Annotated in this window: 13 protein-coding genes and 1 pseudogene; 4 read left to right on the forward strand and 10 right to left on the reverse strand. The window is 59.2% G+C overall.

Going from position 1 to position 16,696, the window contains the following annotated elements; all coding sequences use genetic code 11:
• Positions 1 to 28: 28 nt before the first annotated feature.
• From CON76_RS01460 to rfbB, 5 genes are all read right to left on the reverse strand, one after another.
• Complete coding sequence (locus CON76_RS01460) at positions 29 to 2,398, reverse strand: polysaccharide biosynthesis/export family protein (RefSeq protein WP_240592708.1); 2,370 nt, start codon at positions 2,396 to 2,398, stop codon at positions 29 to 31.
• 44 nt (positions 2,399 to 2,442) lie between these two features.
• Positions 2,443 to 5,919 (reverse strand): YjbH domain-containing protein, encoded by a 3,477-nt coding sequence (locus CON76_RS01465; protein WP_101101385.1) that lies wholly within the window; start codon positions 5,917 to 5,919, stop codon positions 2,443 to 2,445.
• Between the two features lie 2 nt (positions 5,920 to 5,921).
• On the reverse strand, positions 5,922 to 6,515 hold the full coding sequence (locus tag CON76_RS12705; protein ID WP_145995296.1) for a YjbF family lipoprotein: 594 nt from the start codon (positions 6,513 to 6,515) through the stop codon (positions 5,922 to 5,924).
• 366 nt (positions 6,516 to 6,881) lie between these two features.
• Positions 6,882 to 7,844, reverse strand: coding sequence for a dTDP-4-dehydrorhamnose reductase (rfbD, locus tag CON76_RS01475; RefSeq protein WP_101101387.1), 963 nt, complete (start codon positions 7,842 to 7,844; stop codon positions 6,882 to 6,884).
• Positions 7,841 to 8,908 carry a dTDP-glucose 4,6-dehydratase gene (gene rfbB / locus CON76_RS01480; RefSeq protein ID WP_101101526.1) on the reverse strand — a complete coding sequence of 356 codons (1,068 nt, stop codon included), beginning with the start codon at positions 8,906 to 8,908 and terminating at the stop codon, positions 7,841 to 7,843. Before rfbB ends, rfbD begins: the two co-directional genes overlap by 4 nt.
• A 103-nt stretch (positions 8,909 to 9,011) precedes the next feature.
• Here rfbB and CON76_RS01485 point away from each other — a divergent pair, with 103 nt between their 5' ends.
• Positions 9,012 to 10,229, forward strand: coding sequence for a M20 aminoacylase family protein (locus tag CON76_RS01485; protein ID WP_101101528.1), 1,218 nt, complete (start codon positions 9,012 to 9,014; stop codon positions 10,227 to 10,229).
• A gap of 18 nt (positions 10,230 to 10,247) precedes the next feature.
• Here CON76_RS01485 and CON76_RS01490 read toward each other — a convergent pair whose 3' ends face one another.
• The 3 genes and pseudogenes from CON76_RS01490 to CON76_RS13405 form a co-directional block, all read right to left on the reverse strand.
• Positions 10,248 to 11,027, reverse strand: coding sequence for a type III pantothenate kinase (locus tag CON76_RS01490; RefSeq protein WP_101101388.1), 780 nt, complete (start codon positions 11,025 to 11,027; stop codon positions 10,248 to 10,250).
• Between the two features lie 27 nt (positions 11,028 to 11,054).
• On the reverse strand, positions 11,055 to 11,462 hold the full coding sequence (locus CON76_RS13400) for a rhodanese-like domain-containing protein (RefSeq protein WP_240592716.1): 408 nt from the start codon (positions 11,460 to 11,462) through the stop codon (positions 11,055 to 11,057).
• A 204-nt stretch (positions 11,463 to 11,666) separates the two neighbouring features.
• Positions 11,667 to 12,236 (reverse strand): annotated as a pseudogene (locus CON76_RS13405) (MBL fold metallo-hydrolase); the annotation flags it as partial.
• A gap of 79 nt (positions 12,237 to 12,315) precedes the next feature.
• On the opposite strand from CON76_RS13405, the gene CON76_RS01500 reads away from it, so the two are divergent.
• From CON76_RS01500 to CON76_RS01510, 3 genes are all read left to right on the forward strand, one after another.
• Positions 12,316 to 12,720, forward strand: coding sequence for a YeeE/YedE family protein (locus tag CON76_RS01500; protein ID WP_101101392.1), 405 nt, complete (start codon positions 12,316 to 12,318; stop codon positions 12,718 to 12,720).
• A gap of 325 nt (positions 12,721 to 13,045) precedes the next feature.
• On the forward strand, positions 13,046 to 14,374 hold the full coding sequence (gene iscB, locus CON76_RS01505; protein ID WP_101101394.1) for an RNA-guided endonuclease IscB: 1,329 nt from the start codon (positions 13,046 to 13,048) through the stop codon (positions 14,372 to 14,374).
• Between the two features lie 87 nt (positions 14,375 to 14,461).
• Positions 14,462 to 14,962 carry a DUF6691 family protein gene (locus tag CON76_RS01510; RefSeq protein ID WP_240592717.1) on the forward strand — a complete coding sequence of 167 codons (501 nt, stop codon included), beginning with the start codon at positions 14,462 to 14,464 and terminating at the stop codon, positions 14,960 to 14,962.
• Between the two features lie 18 nt (positions 14,963 to 14,980).
• On the opposite strand, the gene CON76_RS01515 is transcribed toward CON76_RS01510, so the two are convergent.
• Together CON76_RS01515 and CON76_RS01520 are read right to left on the reverse strand one after the other, a co-directional pair.
• Positions 14,981 to 15,961: an MBL fold metallo-hydrolase gene (locus tag CON76_RS01515; RefSeq protein WP_101101398.1), complete on the reverse strand. Its 981-nt coding sequence runs from the start codon at positions 15,959 to 15,961 to the stop codon at positions 14,981 to 14,983.
• A 104-nt stretch (positions 15,962 to 16,065) separates the two neighbouring features.
• Positions 16,066 to 16,689 (reverse strand): 5-formyltetrahydrofolate cyclo-ligase, encoded by a 624-nt coding sequence (locus tag CON76_RS01520; RefSeq protein WP_101101400.1) that lies wholly within the window; start codon positions 16,687 to 16,689, stop codon positions 16,066 to 16,068.
• Positions 16,690 to 16,696 lie beyond the last annotated feature (7 nt).

The raw sequence follows: 16,696 nt of genomic DNA on the forward strand, positions 1-16,696 counted from the left end.
GGTGTTTGTGCAACAAAGCCATCCCGCATCAATTGTTTTGAATAGAACGAATTGCAGCAACGCCAAGACCTAAATTGCTGAAAATTTGAGTAATGTCTTTAGCATAACCCAAAGTTTTGTCAAAAGTAGAAATTGAAGGCGTTTTAGGTGGCACAACCACGGTATCACCAGGCATCAAACGCAATCCATTCAAACCACGCCCAAACCAGCTATTCTGACTGTTTGCTGTAACCACTGTACCGTCTGCCCGAAGTACAAACGTCTGATCCAGATCCGCATCGGAGGTTGGCCCAACAGCATTCAACACATCGGACACCGTACGGCCTGAGCGGTACACCAAGGCATTTTCGTTGTTGATAGCGCCATAAGCAGAAACAAAGCTGGGCAATGCAGGTACCACAATACGGTCACCATCTTCCAACGGCATGGTCGGCAAGGCTGCCAAACTCTGATCTTGGGTATTCAGCTCAAGAGCGACACGGCCATTGCTTTGAAAATTTCTAAGGCGACTGATTTGTTGTTGGGTGGATTGCTTCTGCAATTCAAAATTTGCGAGAGCTTTACTACCCAACTCTCCAGACAAAGAGGCTGCCTCAGATCCAACCTGTGCCGTGAGGGTTTGTTCAAGTTTAGAAATAATTTTGTTCAAATTTTCCTGCTGCTGCTTGCGCACACTTTCGCGGGTAAATTCCATGCCATACACGTACGCTTGAGGTGTCAATCCACCAATTCGTCGCAACAACTGGGGCAAAGTCTCGCCGGGCAACAACGGGTACAACCCAGGCGCAGCCACCTCCCCCTCCACCTTGACCATACGCAACTGCTTGTCCATCGGCAGCTGGATATCTTTGGTACTAAATACGGTTACCACATCGCCCGGCTGCAATTCAATATCATGGTTAGAGTCACGCTCCAATACCGCCTTACCCAAGTTGAATGAGATTAATTGATTTTCAAGGGTTTTTCTATTTAATCGCTCAATAGAAGCATAACTCCAATTGATGGACTCTAAGTCGTTTTTTATTTTTTTATTTACATCATCTACATCTATCCTGTCAACATTTTTGGCTACAAAATTTTTATTTTCGGAGATGGTTTTTTTTCTGTCATCAACCTGTACACGGGAATTTTTTTTGTTATAGTAATCTTTGACAATCAAAGCCTCAACATCAGGTATCAGATCACTGACGCGCATACCATTTTTATAAGCATGCCGAGATGGCGTATCTACACTGCCTTGAAGTGTGACAGCATTGGAAAATTCAGGACTGATACCCAACAAAGTGACGATATCACCATCTTTCAATGCGGTTGATAACCCGATATCATTGAGTGCCAAGTCCGCAACTTGACGCGGCGGTTGAGCCGAAGGCACCACGCGTTCCAACAGCGCTTTCTGACTTGTGGCTAAAACAGGTACGCCACCACCTTTGGCCAGAATATCTTTCAGTGTAGTTTCAGCAGGCTTGAGTTCGTAGATGGCAGCATGGTCAAAAGCACCATGAATGGCCACACGTGGTCCGACGGGAGGAATGACAATTACGTCACCTGTTTGCAATGCAACATCGGTCTGAGCGTTCCCTGCACCAATAAAATCGTACAAATCGAGCTGAGAAACGGTTTTCCCACCACGCTTCAATTGAATCTGGCGCATGCTGCCTTTGTTGCCGGGGCCGCCACTGGCAAACAAGGCATTGACCAAAGTACTCAAACTGCTGAGCGTGTAAACACCGGGTTGTGCCGCATGGCCAACCACATACACTTGAATACTGCGCAGTTTGGACACATGCGCTGCAACTTCTACGTTGGCCAGCACCTTGGTCAAATGGGCTTTAAAGACACCGTCCAATTGACCAGCTTGTACACCAACCAGAGACAAGGGCCCTACTCTGGGCACCATCACTTGACCTTGTCGATCTATGGTTAAATTCAAGTTCAGGTTGGTTGCGCCCCATACTTGCAACTGTACTTCATCACCTGGTGCCAGCACATAATTGACTGGTGCCGGAACGTTGGTAACGGGGGAAAAAGTTTGTGGCGTTTCAAACAGCTCTGCGCCGTAGATAGGCAAACGCTTTCCTGTAGCATTTTTTACAAACAGTTCAAACTGACTTGGCTCTTGAGGCTTAACAACGCGTGCCGCAGGGGATGTCAACGCTGTGGTGCTGTCAGACTGAATATTGGCACCAATACCATTGTTTTTCAGCGATTGCTGCGCCATCGCGGCCAACCCGTCGGTTGGCAAAGGTGCCGAAGCCGCAGCAAAGCCTGTTAAACCCACGGCAGACTCGCCCGGAACAGCAGGCGACATGTAGCCCGCAGCCGAATTTTGCGCATGAGCGGTTACAAAAACGCTGACGATTGCAGATGCAATACATGCACTAGTTGTTTTTTTCATTTTCAATGTAAATCTGAACAGTGTTCTGTAAAAAAGTTTTCAACTCAATAATGCCACTGGACACCAACGTGTCTGTCCTGAACAAACAGTTGACGATCGGTACGTGGCGCTGTGCTTGGAGCCCCCACCCAACGTCCAATTACATAACCCAGCAATCCACCAGTCACCGTATCAGACACCCAATGCTCCCGGCTCTGAACGCGACCATAGGCTGTAGCCGCTGCAAGCCCATACAACCAAGGGGAATCGTTGTATTCCGCCCAAGGCGTGACCAACGCCATGGCAACCGCCATGTGGTTGGAGGAAAAAGCGCCAGATCGTCCGTTAGGCCGATCACGTTGGGCCAAGGTCTTCAATGCCATACTGCCCGCTAGGGCATAAACTCCTGCATGCAGTGCGCGCTGTGCGACCAAGGAAGAAGCCTCCCCCACCACACCTGTGGCCAACGCGAGGTTGGTGACACCCAAAACAGCGGGAATAGCGTTGCTCACAGTGGCGGCGCGACTCCAGTGACCGTCGGTATGCTGATCAGCCCAACGCCGGGCTGGTCGATCCAACGCAGCACTGAGCCCGACCGCACCCGCCATGCCCAACCACGCTGAAACAGGCGTTTCTTGGGCTGAGCGCCACAAATCTGATGCTGTGTCTTTGGGACTGACCCAGTGACTGGAGTGCATAGCGCCTGTGGTGGCAGGCATTTCTCCGGAACGCAAACGCGAATCCAGAGCTGGCTGCAATCGCCAAGCGGATGGATCGCGCAAACGGACGATGTCGTGCAAAGGAAAACGGCGGGACAATCTGGCACCACCATCACGTGTCAAGGGTGACCAGATCAAGTTGGCCATACCACCTGTAGAACGCGGAAACATCAGATCGAAGGGAATTCGGACGTAAATGCCCTTGTCAAAACTGCCTTCGCCAAATTGCTGTGCGGAAATATTGGTCTTGGTGGCCCACGCACCTACGCTGACACCGTTGTCGAATCTGCGGCTGAGGTCAATCGTTATGCCAGCATCACCCGCCAAATAGCGACCTGCGGAAATTTGGGTTTGCAACCCAGACCAGCCGGTGTCCCAATACAAGGTGGCGTGCCCAGTGGTAGTACGGTAATCCCGCAAACCAAAGTCCTGTGCAAAATCACGTTGTTGCACATGGTTGATGTCCGTTCCGACCGACCAACTTGAATTCCATGGGCGGTAGTACCACTCTGCCCCTACCCCTGCAAACATGGACTCCAGCAAGCCACCGTACACACTGCTGTAATGCCCATCCCCCAAATCTGCCACCGTGGTCAGTTGGGCCAATGGCAGATTGACACGGGACGTGGTCACATAGTCTTTGACATGGGTACGGACACGCGGTAATTCGCTAAAACCACCAAACTTAAACTGGTCATAGTTGTCCAGCAAGCGCAGGTTCAGCTGACCAGCTAACCAAGTTTGTTGCGACCAACTGTATTCAGCGTAAGCACGGACACCCGTCTGGAACAGGATAAAACCATCGGGCCCCCCCAGACTCTGTGCATAGTAAGGCGACCATTCCAAACGGTGAGGTTGCGCAGATATGCTGGAAGCTTCCTCACTGAGGCTGCTGTCAGAGGGGCGTATGGTTTGCGCGGGCAGACGGGTTTCTTCTGGCACAGGGTACACACGGCCACGCAACCACTCAGCACGGTCTACGTCTACCGTAACCAAATTTAATCCTCTGTCCTGCAAACGGAATTCTATTTTCTGGAACGCTGCGGGCAAATGTGCGTGCAATACCGCCACCATGCGATCGATTCGCTCTTGGGTATAGGCCGCAAATTCGGTCTGCAATGTGACCCGAATCAGAGGCTGATTTTCTTGAATGTCCAGTACCGTCCAAGCAGATACCCCTTCCAACGTGCGGCGAAGGGTATCGGTAGCAGACGCTTGGACAGGAGGATCAATTGTCAAGCGTGGTAAAGGCGTGTCCAGCGTCTTAGGCATGTACATACGCCCAAAAGGCTGAGGGCCTGTGTGCAACGTCAGTGACAGGCCAAGACGCTGACCACGCTCCCATCCGACTCCCACATCAACATAGGGGCTGTAACGCCATGTAACCCCAAAATTGATGGGGGAAGATGTTTTTTGCGGGTTGTTCAATGGCTCCGATTGGTAGTTGTTGCCATCAATTTCGGCCTTCAGCAACCATTGTGGCGAGGCTTGGTACTGCACACCACCAAACAGCGCCACCGACCCCTTGAAAAAGGCTTTGGTGCCAATCTCACCCCCTACATCGCCACCTACGCCAGTAGGCCGGTGGTTCCAATCGCTGCCCAGCAGTCCCGACAAGGGGTTGCGCAAATTGGCACGTGAACCCATGTTGCCCCAAGCGAGCCCCAAGGAAGTGTCCAAGTTGCCCCAGCGCTTGCTGGCCACCAAATATTCCGAAGAGAAAAGTCCCGTACCGCCAATGTCACGGATACCCAGTGCCACCTGTGGCTGCCATGCACCGGACTCGGGCAACAGCTTAAGTTTTAGATCAATGGATTTGTCTTTGAAATCTTGATCGCCAGAAAAATCTTTGGGGCCATACAAGCGGTTAGCGATGTTGGTGTAGCGAAACCCAGCCTCCAGCCAATCAAATGGCTGCAACATGATGGTGCCACGGGTGTACGGGGACACGTGTGACAACGTAAAGCGTGCGTTGCCCGCTTCGGCCATGCGAGCGGTAGGCGTTTGCAGCAAACCTGTTTCGCCCCAGTCGCTGGCAGAAATGGCCAAATCGGACATAGGACGTTGCGGGATGGTCACATCGACCTCACGCGCTACCGCTATTGGAGCAGGCGCAGGGTGATGCTCCACCAGATATTCAAACGGTGGCAACGTCGCCAACCACTGCAACTGGGCGGGCAACGTGTACAGCGTAGGATGGTCTGCACCGGCAGGTACTACCACCCAGCTACCGGGCTGAGGATGGGGCTGGCTGTGTTCGCTGTAGGGCTGAACGCCCACCACATGGGTGGTCATGTCGGGCTGCGCCAAGCCGACATGAGAAATGTGTGATGGCAAGGAAAAGCAAGCTTGCACATAGGATTGGGCGTAAGCCTTGTCCACCCAAGGTACAGCACACACTTGGCCATCGGGCAACACCACCGCCACTTGTTGCACATTAGGATACGTTTTGAGGGTCTGATCCAGCTCCAGCGGCGGATCGTCACGCAAGGAACCTATGAGCGCCAGCGGGTTGGAAGAAGCCAGCGGGGTACGACCCGTCACAGGCAAAGACAACCACCAAGCCAGCCAGTCATTGCTGTAGGCCGTTGCGGCAGCATCCAAAGCTTGTTGCTTGAGCTGCGCTTGGGGCCGACGCTGCTGTGGCACCAACCAATGCGCCACAGGCGGCTCGACCAACGCATCACTGCTGCTGGCGTTGAGCAACCATTCGCCGACGGTGGCAGGCTGTGGTGGCACGGATTGGGCCAAGGCCGGTGCCGAACACACCAAACAACAGGCAACACACACCGCAGTGCGAGAGGGCAATACAAACTCAGACATGGTCAGCTGGCAGGCAAGGTGTAATCCATGGGCCAGCGGTAGGTGTGCAGACAGACATCAGGCGACCAGCAACGGTAGGCGTAAACTGGCTGTGTCGCGCCTCGGTGCTGCGCAACAGCAAAGTAAGACGGGACAACGCCAGGAATTTTGTACCAATCCAATTGCCCCCAAGGTGCGGCTTGGCTTGGCAATGCTGGACGTGCCTGCTCTGGAACTTGTTGCCACTCAACAGAAACAGGCACTGGCTGAGAAAGCTTTTGGGGCAACAAATCGTTGGGCAATCCGTGCGTAGCGTGCGGCACCACATTCATGGTTTGAATAACCTGATGGTTGGCTCCCACCCAAGTCTCAAGCAGTCCTTGCGTCGGTACATGTTGATGCGACAACGCCAGCAGTGCCAGTGGACCGTCTGAGACGTGCGCCACCAGATAACGCATGCTGGGGTTTAAACCCGTTTCAAACGTGGGAAACTGTTTGACAGCTTCAGCGCGATTAGCCTGCCAGAGCTCCAACAACTGAAAACGGCTTTGACAAGCCACCAGCAGCACACTGACAGACGAAAAAAAGACCATCGAAACGATGGTCTTGTGCCTCAACAGCACAGATTAATTCGTACCGGTAGTACCTGTGGTACCGGTAGTGCCCGTGGTACCACTAGAACCATCACTAGCCACAGCAGCCACAGCAGCTACAGCAACCACAGCCAGAGCGACGGTGGTAGCGGTTACGGCACCAGCGGCGGCACCAGCAGCTACACCAGCGCCTGCCGGCGCACCAGCGCCCGCTGCGGCAGCTGAACCACCCGTTTCAGTTTGGGCATGGGCCAGAGGAGCGGTTGCCATGGCCAGAACAGCCAAAGAAGCCAGAATTTGCTTGATCATAAAAACCCCTTTCGGTAAAAGTATGACTTATTATTACACAATGCATCAGGAAACAGGATGTTGCAATGGGCATTGCGCCACTCACAATACCTCAGCCAACATGCGCTGCACACCCTGTTGCCACGGGGGCAGTGTCAAGCCAAAGGTGTGCCGGAGCTGGGTGGTGTCGAGGCGCGAGTTGTGCGGGCGTTGCGCCGGGGTCGGGAAGGCGCTGGTGGGCACGGGGTCGATGGTGTTGACCTTGAGGGTCAGCTCGGGCTTGAGGGTGCGGGCGGCGGCGATGACGTGGCTGGCGTAGCCGTGCCAGGTGGTTTCGCCCGCAGCGGCCAAATGGTACACGCCCTGCCCTTGGCCGGTGTGCAGCACGTGGCGGATGGCGTGGGCGGTCACGTCGGCGATGAGGTCGGCACCGGTGGGGGCACCGAATTGGTCGTTGATGACGGTGAGGCGTTCGCGTTCGGCGGCCAAGCGCAACATGGTCTTGGCAAAGTTGCCGCCGCGCGCGGCATACACCCAACTGGTGCGAAAGATGAGATGGCGACAACCGCTGGCTTGAATGGCTTGTTCACCTTCCAGCTTGGTGCGGCCATAGGTGCTGAGCGGGCCAGTGGGGTCGGTTTCCTGCCACGGGGTGCTGCCGCTGCCATCAAAGACGTAATCGGTGCTGTAATGCACCAGCCAAGCGCCCACGGCCTGCGCTGCTTGGGCCAGAACTTGCGGCGCTTCGGCGTTGAGGCGACGGGCGAGTTCGGGTTCGCTCTCTGCCTTGTCCACGGCGGTGTGGGCGGCGGCGTTGACGATGACATCCGGGCGCAGCACTTGCACGGTGCGGATCAGGCCATCAAGGTCGGTCAAGTCACCGCACAGCGCAGGTGCGTTGGCATCGGTGGGGTGCGGTGTGCCGTGGCGGTCCAGGGCAATGACCTCGCCCAACGGGGCCAAGCTGCGTTGCAGCTCCCAGCCGACTTGCCCGTTTTTGCCCAGCAGCAGGATGCGAGGCAACGGGCGCGGTAAGGTAGACGAGCCTGTGCCAGTGTCGCTCATGCCACGCTCCCGGCGTATTGCTTGCTGACCCAATCGCGGTAGCTGCCGTTTTGTACATGAGCCACCCAGTCCGAATTAGCGAGATACCACTCGACGGTCTTGCGGATGCCGGTTTCGAAGGTCTCAGCGGGTTTCCAGCCCAGTTCGCGCTCGATCTTGCGCGCATCGATGGCGTAGCGGCGGTCGTGGCCGGGGCGGTCGGTCACGTAGGTGATCTGGGTGGCGTAGGAACTGCCGTCGGCCTTGGGGCGCAGTTCATCGAGCAAGGCGCAAACGGTGTGGACGATCTCGAGGTTGGGTTTTTCGTTCCAGCCGCCAATGTTGTAGGTTTCGCCCAAGGTGCCCGCCTCCAGCACACGGCGGATGGCGCTGCAATGGTCTTTGACGTAGAGCCAGTCGCGGATTTGCTGGCCATCACCGTACACCGGCAACGGTTTGCCTGCCAGCGCGTTAACGATCATCAGCGGGATGAGTTTTTCGGGGAAGTGGTAGGGGCCGTAGTTGTTGGAGCAGTTGGTGGTGACCACCGGCAGGCCGTAGGTGTGGTGCCAGGCACGCACCAGGTGGTCACTGGCCGCCTTGCTGGCCGAGTAAGGGCTGTTGGGCTCGTAGCGGTTGTCCTCAGCGAAGGGCGGATCGTCCTTGGTCAGGGAACCATAGACTTCGTCGGTGCTGACGTGCAGGAAGCGGAAAGCGGTCTTGTCGGCCTCGGGCAGCGCCAGCCAGTAGGCGCGCACAGCCTCCAGCAAACGGAAGGTGCCGACGATGTTGGTCTGGATGAAGTCTTCCGGGCCGTGGATGGAGCGGTCCACATGGCTTTCGGCCGCAAAGTTGACCACAGCGCGCGGGCGATGCTGTGCCAGCAGTTGCGCCACCAACGCGCTGTCGCCCAGATCGCCTTGCACAAAGATGTGGTTGGGGTTGTCTTGCAGGGAAGCCAGATTTTCCAAGTTGCCGGCGTAGGTCAGCTTGTCGAGGTTGACGATGGCCTCACCCGACTGGGCCAGCCAGTCAAGCACGAAATTACTGCCGATAAAGCCTGCACCGCCTGTCACCAGAATCATGTTGTTCACCCTTGTTGTGTCGAAAATCTTTTGATTATCCGTGATGCAAGGGCCGTTCAAGTTGGCTAACATGGGGTTTTGCGACGACGACAAGGGACAAGCCATGCAATTGAACGAGACCCTGTTGCGTGCCACGGACACGCTGACCGCCCTGCGACGCGACTTGCACGCCCACCCCGAGCTGTGTTTTGAGGAGGTGCGCACCGCCGATGTGGTGGTGCGCCAATTGGCGCAATGGGGCATTGAAGCGCGCTGCGGACTGGGCCAGACCGGCGTGGTGGCGGTGGTGCATGGCCGCGATGGCGGAGCCTGTGGCCGTGCGGTCGGCCTGCGCGCCGATATGGACGCGCTGCCGATGACGGAACTCAACACCTTTGCCCACGCCAGCCAACACCCCGGCAAGATGCACGGCTGCGGCCACGATGGCCACACCGCCATGCTGCTGGGCGCGGCCCAGGCGCTGGCACAGCAACGCGATTTCGATGGAACGGTGTACCTGATCTTCCAGCCCGCAGAGGAAGGTGGTGGCGGAGCAAAACGCATGATGGACGATGGGCTGTTCGAGCGCTTTCCGATGGAAGCGGTGTTTGGGTTGCACAACTGGCCGGGGTTGCCCGAAGGCACGTTTGCCGTGAGTGCCGGGCCGGTGATGGCGTCGAGCAACGAGTTCAAGATCACCATTCGGGGCAAGGGCGGGCACGCTGCCATGCCACACAACACCATCGACCCGGTGCCGGTGGCGTGCCAGCTGGTGCTGGCGCTGCAAACAGTAGTGAGCCGCAACACCAAGCCGGTGGAAGCGGCGGTGGTGTCGGTGACGATGATCCACACCGGCGAGGCCACCAACGTGGTGCCCGATGTGTGCGAGATCCAGGGCACGGTGCGCACCTTCAGTGTGGCGGTGCTGGACATGGTGGAGCAACGCATGCGCGATATCGCACAGCACACCTGCGCCGCGTTTGGGGCCAGCTGCACGTTTGAGTTTGAACGCAACTACCCGCCTACCGTCAACAGCGCCGCCGAAGCCGCTTTTGCGCGGCAGGTAATGCTGGACTTGGTGGGCCCGGAGCGCGTGCTGGCGCAAGAACCCACGATGGGCGCCGAAGATTTTGCCTACATGTTGCAAGCCAAGCCGGGGGCGTATGTGTTCCTGGGCAACGGCGAAGGCGCACACCGCGCCGGTTACGCCGGGGGTGGCCACGATGCTGGCCCCTGCACGCTGCACAACCCGCGCTACGACTTCAACGACCGGCTGCTGCCCATCGGGGGCACGTATTGGGTGGAACTGGCGCGGCGCTGGTTACAGCAGCCTGCCGCCTGAACCAGCAACGCCACCGCTTTAAGCTGGTTGCTGCGCCAACCGGTGTGCGGCAATGGCCAACAGGCCGTCGAAGATCAAGCCATCCACCAGCTCGAACGGCACGGTCATGCTGGGGGCCATTTTCCAGCCCGCACCGCCGGTCATGATGCACACAGGCTCTTGGCCGGTATGTTGGCGCAGGTTGTCCACCATGCGGTGAACGGCACCGGCAATGGCAAAGGTGCCGCCACTGGTCAGTGCATCGCTGGTGTTGGTGGGAAAGTTGCACACGTTGCCGGTGGGCACGTGCAGGCCAGCGGTGCCAGATTCCAGCGCGCGCAGCATGATGCCATGGCCAGGCAGGATGATGCCCCCCAGGAACTTGCCGTCGGCGTCGATGGCCTCGACCGTGACGGCGGTACCCACCATCACCACCACGCAGGGCTTGTGGCCATCACCGCGCGCCAGCAGGCGTTGGCGGGCGCCAATCATGGCCACCCAGCGGTCGGAGCCCAGGCGCGAGGGGTGGTCGTAGCCGTTGGTCAGGCCCGCCTCGGTGGCACTGGAGACGACCCAGCGTGGGTGTACGTCCCAGACTTCAAGCTGCTCCTGCACCCGGCGCTTGACGGCGTCACCCGCCACGGTGCAGCCCAGTATCCATTGCGGCGCGGGCAGGCGGCGCCAGTCGCCTTCGGCCAGCGATTCAATGTTTTCCAGAAACTGCACCCCGTGCGCCAGCAAGGGGGCATCGGCGCGGGGGGCTTCGTACAGCGACCATTTGAGGCGCGTGTTTCCAACGTCCAGGGCAAGAAAGCTCATGGACGTGGATGATAGTCGGCTTCGGCCTCAGTTCTGGCGCCACGGCAGTCCGTGGAATCGCCAGCCACCCAAGTGACCACGCTGGCCGTTGGCATCGGGGTCGCCTTCAAAGCCTTCGAGGATGTTGTAAGCGGTCAGGCCAAGTTCGGTGGCGCGTTGGGCGGCGGCCACGGAGCGCACGCCGCTGCGGCACAGCATCAGCAGTTTCTGGCCGTGGGCAGCGGCTTGTTGCACTTCGGCATCAAAGTTGGGGTTGGCCTGCATGCCGGGCCATTGCTTCCAAGCGGCGTTGAGGGCACCGGGCACAAAGCCGACCCAGGCACGTTCGGCATCGGTGCGTACGTCCACCAACACCGCTTCGCCCGCCTGCACCCATTGCCAAGCCAGTGGTGCCGACACATCGCCCGCGTAGCCGGTGGCGGGACGCGGTTGCATCAGCAAGGCACCGTCCACGTCGTGACGCAGGCCGGAGCTGAGGTTGGCGGGCACCGCTTCGTCGATGCGGCGCGGCCGAGGCAGTTGCAGCCCGGCCATGATGGCAACGAACTCGGCCTCGGTCTTGCCCGCCACGCGGGCGTTGGTGGCTTTTTCTTGCCCGATGCTGGAGTGGCTGCGGCCCTGGTAGTCGTGGCCGGGCCAGACCAGGGTGTCGTCAGGCAAGGCCAACAGCACTTGCGTCAGGCTGTGGTACATGGCCTGCGCACTGCCGGATTGGAAGTCTGTGCGGCCACAGCCGTTGATGAGCAGGGTGTCGCCGGTGAAGGCGTGGCGCTGTTCGCCGTCGTCCCAGGTGAAGGACATGCTGCCCGCCGTGTGCCCGGGCGTGGCCAGGGCGCGCAGCTGGTGGCGGCCAAAGGCCAAGGTGTCACCGTGCTGCAGTTGCACCGAGGCGTTGCCGATGCCGCAAGCCGCCGGGGCGGCGGTGCGCGCGCCGGTGTGTTCGGCCAGCACTGCCGCGCTGGTGATGTGGTCGGCGTGGGCGTGGGTTTCCACCGTCCACAGCAGCTTGAGGCCGTACTGGCGCAGGGTGGCCAGGTCGCGCTGGAGCTGGGTGTCCACCGGGTCGATCAGCAGGGCCTCACGCGTCACGTCGTCGAACAGAATGTAGGTGTAGGTGCTGGAGTCGGGATCGAACAGCTGGATGGGCAACATGGGCGGGAACCTCGCAGGTGAAGGGCCAAGGGGTGTTGAACGGGTGAACCTTGGCATTTTTACACCAAAGAGGCAAAACGGCCGGTTGGTGCGAAAATACTGGTATGGGTTTGTTTGTTAATGCAAGGAGCGTGTGATGCACCCTTATGTACAGGCCGCCGTGGGTGGCGGGTTGATTGGACTGGCCAGCTGGCTGGTGCTGGCCGGGCTGGGGCGGGTCACTGGCATCAGCGGCATTGCCTGCGGGGTAATGGGCCCGCAGACGCCAGCGGTGCGCTGGCGCTGGGCGTTTCTGGTCGGGCTGGTGGCGGGCGGCACGCTGTTCGGGCTGTGGCTGGAGCCGCCGACGCTGCCCGAGCGTTCGCCGCTGCTGCTGCTGGCGGCGGGGCTGCTGGTGGGCTACGGTACGGTGCGGGGCTCGGGTTGCACCAGTGGCCACGGCGTGTGCGGGCTGGGGCGGCGCTCCGTGCGTTCGCTGGTGGCGGTGCTGACGTTCATGGCCACCGCGTTTGCCACCGTGTTTGTGATGGGACAACTGTAGTCAATCACCCCGTCCTAAAGGACGAGGCTTGGGCATTAATTGCTTGAAGCCTGAGATTGATCAGACCGAGTAGTCGAAAAGCTACTACGTTGCCAGTAAGTACAAGACTCACCTCGGAGTGCTTCCTCAGCTCTGAGCTCTGAAAGTCGCAGCAGCAGACAAGCGTCGGGTACGTACGAACCGGGCTGCGATAGGCACTCAGGTGCCAAGCTGGCTGACAACATGGTCGAGGGGAGCGATGCCGCAAGGTATCTGTCACAAGGCCCGTAAGGGCAAAGCTGTATCCAGCCGGTAGCTGTGCTGTTCACAGTGTGTAGGAGATGTCGTGGCTGTATTGGTATTGGATCGCAGCGGTAAACCTTTAATGCCTTGCAGCGAAAAGCGTGCGAGATTGTTGCTCGAGCGTGGTCGTGCCCGGGTGCATCGCGTCGTGCCGATGGTCATACGCCTGGTTGACCGACAGGTGGCGGACTGTACGCTGCAGCCGGTGCGCGTGAAGTTGGACCCAGGCAGCAAAACCACGGGCTTGGCATTGGTGCGTGACGCGGAGCGCATTGATGTCACCACGGGTGAGATTCAGCGGGAAGCCGCTGTCCTAAACCTGATGGAGCTGGTGCACCGTGGGCGTCAGATTTCAGAAGCATTGAGTGCGCGCAGCCGTATGCGCAGGTGTCGTCGCGGCAATTTGCGCTACCGAGCTCCTAGGTTCTTGAACCGGCGCAAGCCGCAAGGTTGGTTGCCACCGTCACTGCGGCATAGAGTGGATACCACCGTGGCTTGGGTCGAACGTTTGCGGCGCTGGACGCCTGTCGTGGCCATCTCTTCGGAGCTGGTGCGTTTCAATATGCAAGCGCTTGCCAATTCCGAGATTGCTGGCGTAGAGTACCAGCAAGGCACGCTGGCAGGTTACGAAGTACGTGAATACCTGCTGGAGAAGTGGGGCCGCAAGTGTGCTTATTGTTGCGCCACTGAGGTGCCATTGCAGGTAGAGCACATCCAGCCAAAGGCCCGAGGTGGAACTAACCGCATCAGCAACTTGACCTTGGCGTGCCGACCGTGCAACGAGCGCAAGGCAGCTAGGCCGGTGCAAGAGTTTCTAGCTAAAGAGCCGCAACGGCTGGCGAGCGTCCTAGCGCAAGCCAAACGTCCCTTGAAAGATGCCGCTGCCGTCAACACCACCCGGTGGGCCTTGGCCAATGCGCTCAAAGACACTGGCTTGCCGGTCGAACTGGCTTCAGGCGGTCAAACAAAATACAACCGAGTTCGCTTGGGGTTGCAAAAAACCCATGCCTTAGATGCGGTTTGCGTGGGTGTAGTAGGAACAACCGTGACCCACAGCCAACAACCGACGTTGACGATCACGTGTACGGGGCGAGGCAGCTACCAGCGCACACGCCTGGATCAGTACGGCTTCCCGAGAGGCTACTTGATGCGAACCAAGCGCGTCAAAGGCTTTGGGACTGGTGACATGGTGCGGGCTCACGTCACTTCCGGCAAGAAAGTCGGCAACTATGTTGGTCGTGTAGCGGTACGCGCGAGCGGCAGCTTCAACATTCGCACCAGCGGCGAATTGGTGCAAGGCATCTCACACAAGTATTGCCACTTGGTGCAGCGCGCCGACGGCTATGGCTATTTCTTCAACTACAGGGCATAACGAAAAAGGATGCGGGTAAGGGTCGTGCTAGGGCACGACGCGCTCTGCCTCCCCGGCATGAATGCCGAGGTTTCCCGCGCAGCTTTGATGACAACAACGACGCTGAATCCGAATCAACCTGCCAACAATACGCCGGGCGTGGCGGTGCTGCTGCTGGCGCTGGTGGCCGGGGTGCTGTTTGCGCTGGGGCTTGTGGTGTCGGGTATGACGCAGCCGGGCAAGGTGCTGGGCTTTTTGAACCTGGCGGGCATGGCGCAAGGGGAATTTCCGGGCGCGTGGGATCCGAGCCTGGGGTTTGTGATGGGCGGCGCGGTGCTGGTGACGCTGATGGCGTTCTGGATCACGCCCGCCGATCCGCAGCACCCGCAGCGCAAGCCGTGGCTGGCACCGAGGTTTGAACTGCCCACCCGCACCGAGCTGGACGCGCGCCTGCTCACGGGTGCGGCGCTGTTTGGCATTGGCTGGGGCTTGGCCGGTTATTGCCCCGGCCCGGCGCTGGCGTCGCTGTTTACCGGTGGCAGCGACGTGTGGTGGTTTGTACCCGCCATGCTGGCGGGGATGTGGCTGGCGCAACGCACCAGCCGCTGAACCACCACGCTCCCGCCATCAGGACTGCAGCGCGTTCCACATGTCCTTGTCGCGCTCGGCGGTCCAGATGCGCGGGTTCTTGATGCCGCTGGCCTCGTCGTAGGCGCGGGTCACGTCGAACGGCAGGCAGTGTTCGTAGATGAACACGTGGCCGAAGACGGGGTCCATGCTCTTGCGGGTGTGGGCCATGGCGGCTTTCAGGTCCATGTTGGCGGCCACGGCTTCCTTGCCGGCCTGGAACAGGGTGCTCACCCAGCGCTGGGTGTAGTCCAGCGCCTTGTTCACGTTGTCGTTGCCTTTCATGGCTTCGCCACGGCCCGGCACGATGAATTCGGCGTTGAGGTCGCGCAGAGCTTCCAAAGTGGCGGGCCATTCTTCGAGTTGTGCGTCGCCGGTGTACACGCCTGCTTCGTACTCAACCAAGTCGCCGCTGAACAGCACTTTTTCTTCTTCCACCCAGGCAATGGTGTCGCCACGGGTGTGGCCCGCGCCCGGATGCCAAATCTGCACTTTGACACCACCCAGGTCAATTTCCAGCGTGCCTTGACGGCCCGGTTGGCCATCGCCCACCACCATCGTCGGCCAAGTCAGGCCGGGGATGCTGTCGGCACCACGGAACAGACGCGGAAAGCGTTCCATCTCGCTCTTCATGTCTTGTGCGCCGCGCTCAACGATGAGTTCGTAGGTGCCACGGCTGGCGATGATTTCGGTCGCGCCCTCGTCCACGTAGGCACTGGCACCCAGCACGCGCACGGCGTGGTAGTGGGTCAGCAGCACGTACTTGATGGGCTTGTCGGACACGGTGCGGATCTTGGCGATCAGGTCGCGCGCCATGGCCGGGGTGGCGGTGGCGTCGCTGACCATGATGTACTTGTCGCCAATGATGACGCCCGAGTTCGGGTCGCCTTCGGCGGTATAGGCCCAGCAGTGGGCGCTGAGTTGCTCAAAAGTGATTTTTTTTTCTTCCAGGTCGGCCTGGCTGGCAAAGGCTTTGCTCATGGTGTGTCTCCGGGGTTGCGGGGGGATAAGGTCTTGACGTCTGGAATTCTACCTAAACAAAACGAGTTACACATTATTGAATTCCAACCCTGGCACAAAAAGGGTCATTCCAGCGGCCAGACCACGCCGTTGTCGTTCAGGATGGCGTCCAGCGGCACGTCGTGCGGCTCGGGCTCCAGGTCGGGCAAGAAGCCGTGGGTGTAGCCCAGCCCGACCGTGAAGGGCTTGGGTTGCAGCTGCGCCAGCGTGCGGTCGTAGAAGCCGCCGCCGTAGCCCAGCCGGTAGCCGCCGGGGCCATAGCCCACGCAAGGCACAAACAGCAGCGTGGGCTGGATAAGTTCGGTGTCCTTGGGCTTGGGGATGCCGTAGGCGTCTTCCTCCATCGGGCAGCCTGGGTACCAGGTGTAGAAACTCAGGGTGCGGTCGATCTTGTTGATGACGGGCAGGCCGATGCGGCGGCGCTGGCTGGCGTGGCGCGCGTCGGCTTCCATGCCCGCCTCTTGCCAGCGGAACAGCGCGGGCAGCGGGTCGAATTCGCCCTTGATGGGCCAGTAGGCACCAATCACCACGTCGGGCCGATCGACCAGCCAGACGCGCAGCACGCGCTGCAGGGCCTCGGCGCGGGCGAGCCGGTCGGGCAGGCGCAGCCGCTCTGCCACCAGTTGTTGACGCCATAAAGCTTTGCGTGGAACCGCATCGGGTGCGGTGGCAGGGGGTTTGTTGTCCATAATTCCG

It is taken from the genome of Macromonas bipunctata, from assembly GCF_002837135.1.
GTDB lineage: Bacteria > Pseudomonadota > Gammaproteobacteria > Burkholderiales > Burkholderiaceae_C > Macromonas_A > Macromonas_A bipunctata.

What these genes read in the sequence shown, in the direction of transcription:
- CON76_RS01460 (WP_240592708.1), bottom strand. Translation starts at nt 2,398, where the DNA reads ATGAAAAAAACAACTAGTGCATGTATTGCATCTGCAATCGTCAGCGTT.
- CON76_RS01465 (WP_101101385.1), bottom strand. Translation starts at nt 5,919, where the DNA reads ATGTCTGAGTTTGTATTGCCCTCTCGCACTGCGGTGTGTGTTGCCTGT.
- rfbD (WP_101101387.1), bottom strand. Translation starts at nt 7,844, where the DNA reads ATGAGCGACACTGGCACAGGCTCGTCTACCTTACCGCGCCCGTTGCCT.
- rfbB (WP_101101526.1), bottom strand. Translation starts at nt 8,908, where the DNA reads ATGATTCTGGTGACAGGCGGTGCAGGCTTTATCGGCAGTAATTTCGTG.
- CON76_RS01485 (WP_101101528.1), top strand. Translation starts at nt 9,012, where the DNA reads ATGCAATTGAACGAGACCCTGTTGCGTGCCACGGACACGCTGACCGCC.
- CON76_RS01490 (WP_101101388.1), bottom strand. Translation starts at nt 11,027, where the DNA reads ATGAGCTTTCTTGCCCTGGACGTTGGAAACACGCGCCTCAAATGGTCG.
- CON76_RS13400 (WP_240592716.1), bottom strand. Translation starts at nt 11,462, where the DNA reads ATGCAACCGCGTCCCGCCACCGGCTACGCGGGCGATGTGTCGGCACCA.
- CON76_RS01500 (WP_101101392.1), top strand. Translation starts at nt 12,316, where the DNA reads ATGCACCCTTATGTACAGGCCGCCGTGGGTGGCGGGTTGATTGGACTG.
- CON76_RS01510 (WP_240592717.1), top strand. Translation starts at nt 14,462, where the DNA reads ATGACAACAACGACGCTGAATCCGAATCAACCTGCCAACAATACGCCG.
- CON76_RS01515 (WP_101101398.1), bottom strand. Translation starts at nt 15,961, where the DNA reads ATGAGCAAAGCCTTTGCCAGCCAGGCCGACCTGGAAGAAAAAAAAATC.
- CON76_RS01520 (WP_101101400.1), bottom strand. Translation starts at nt 16,689, where the DNA reads ATGGACAACAAACCCCCTGCCACCGCACCCGATGCGGTTCCACGCAAA.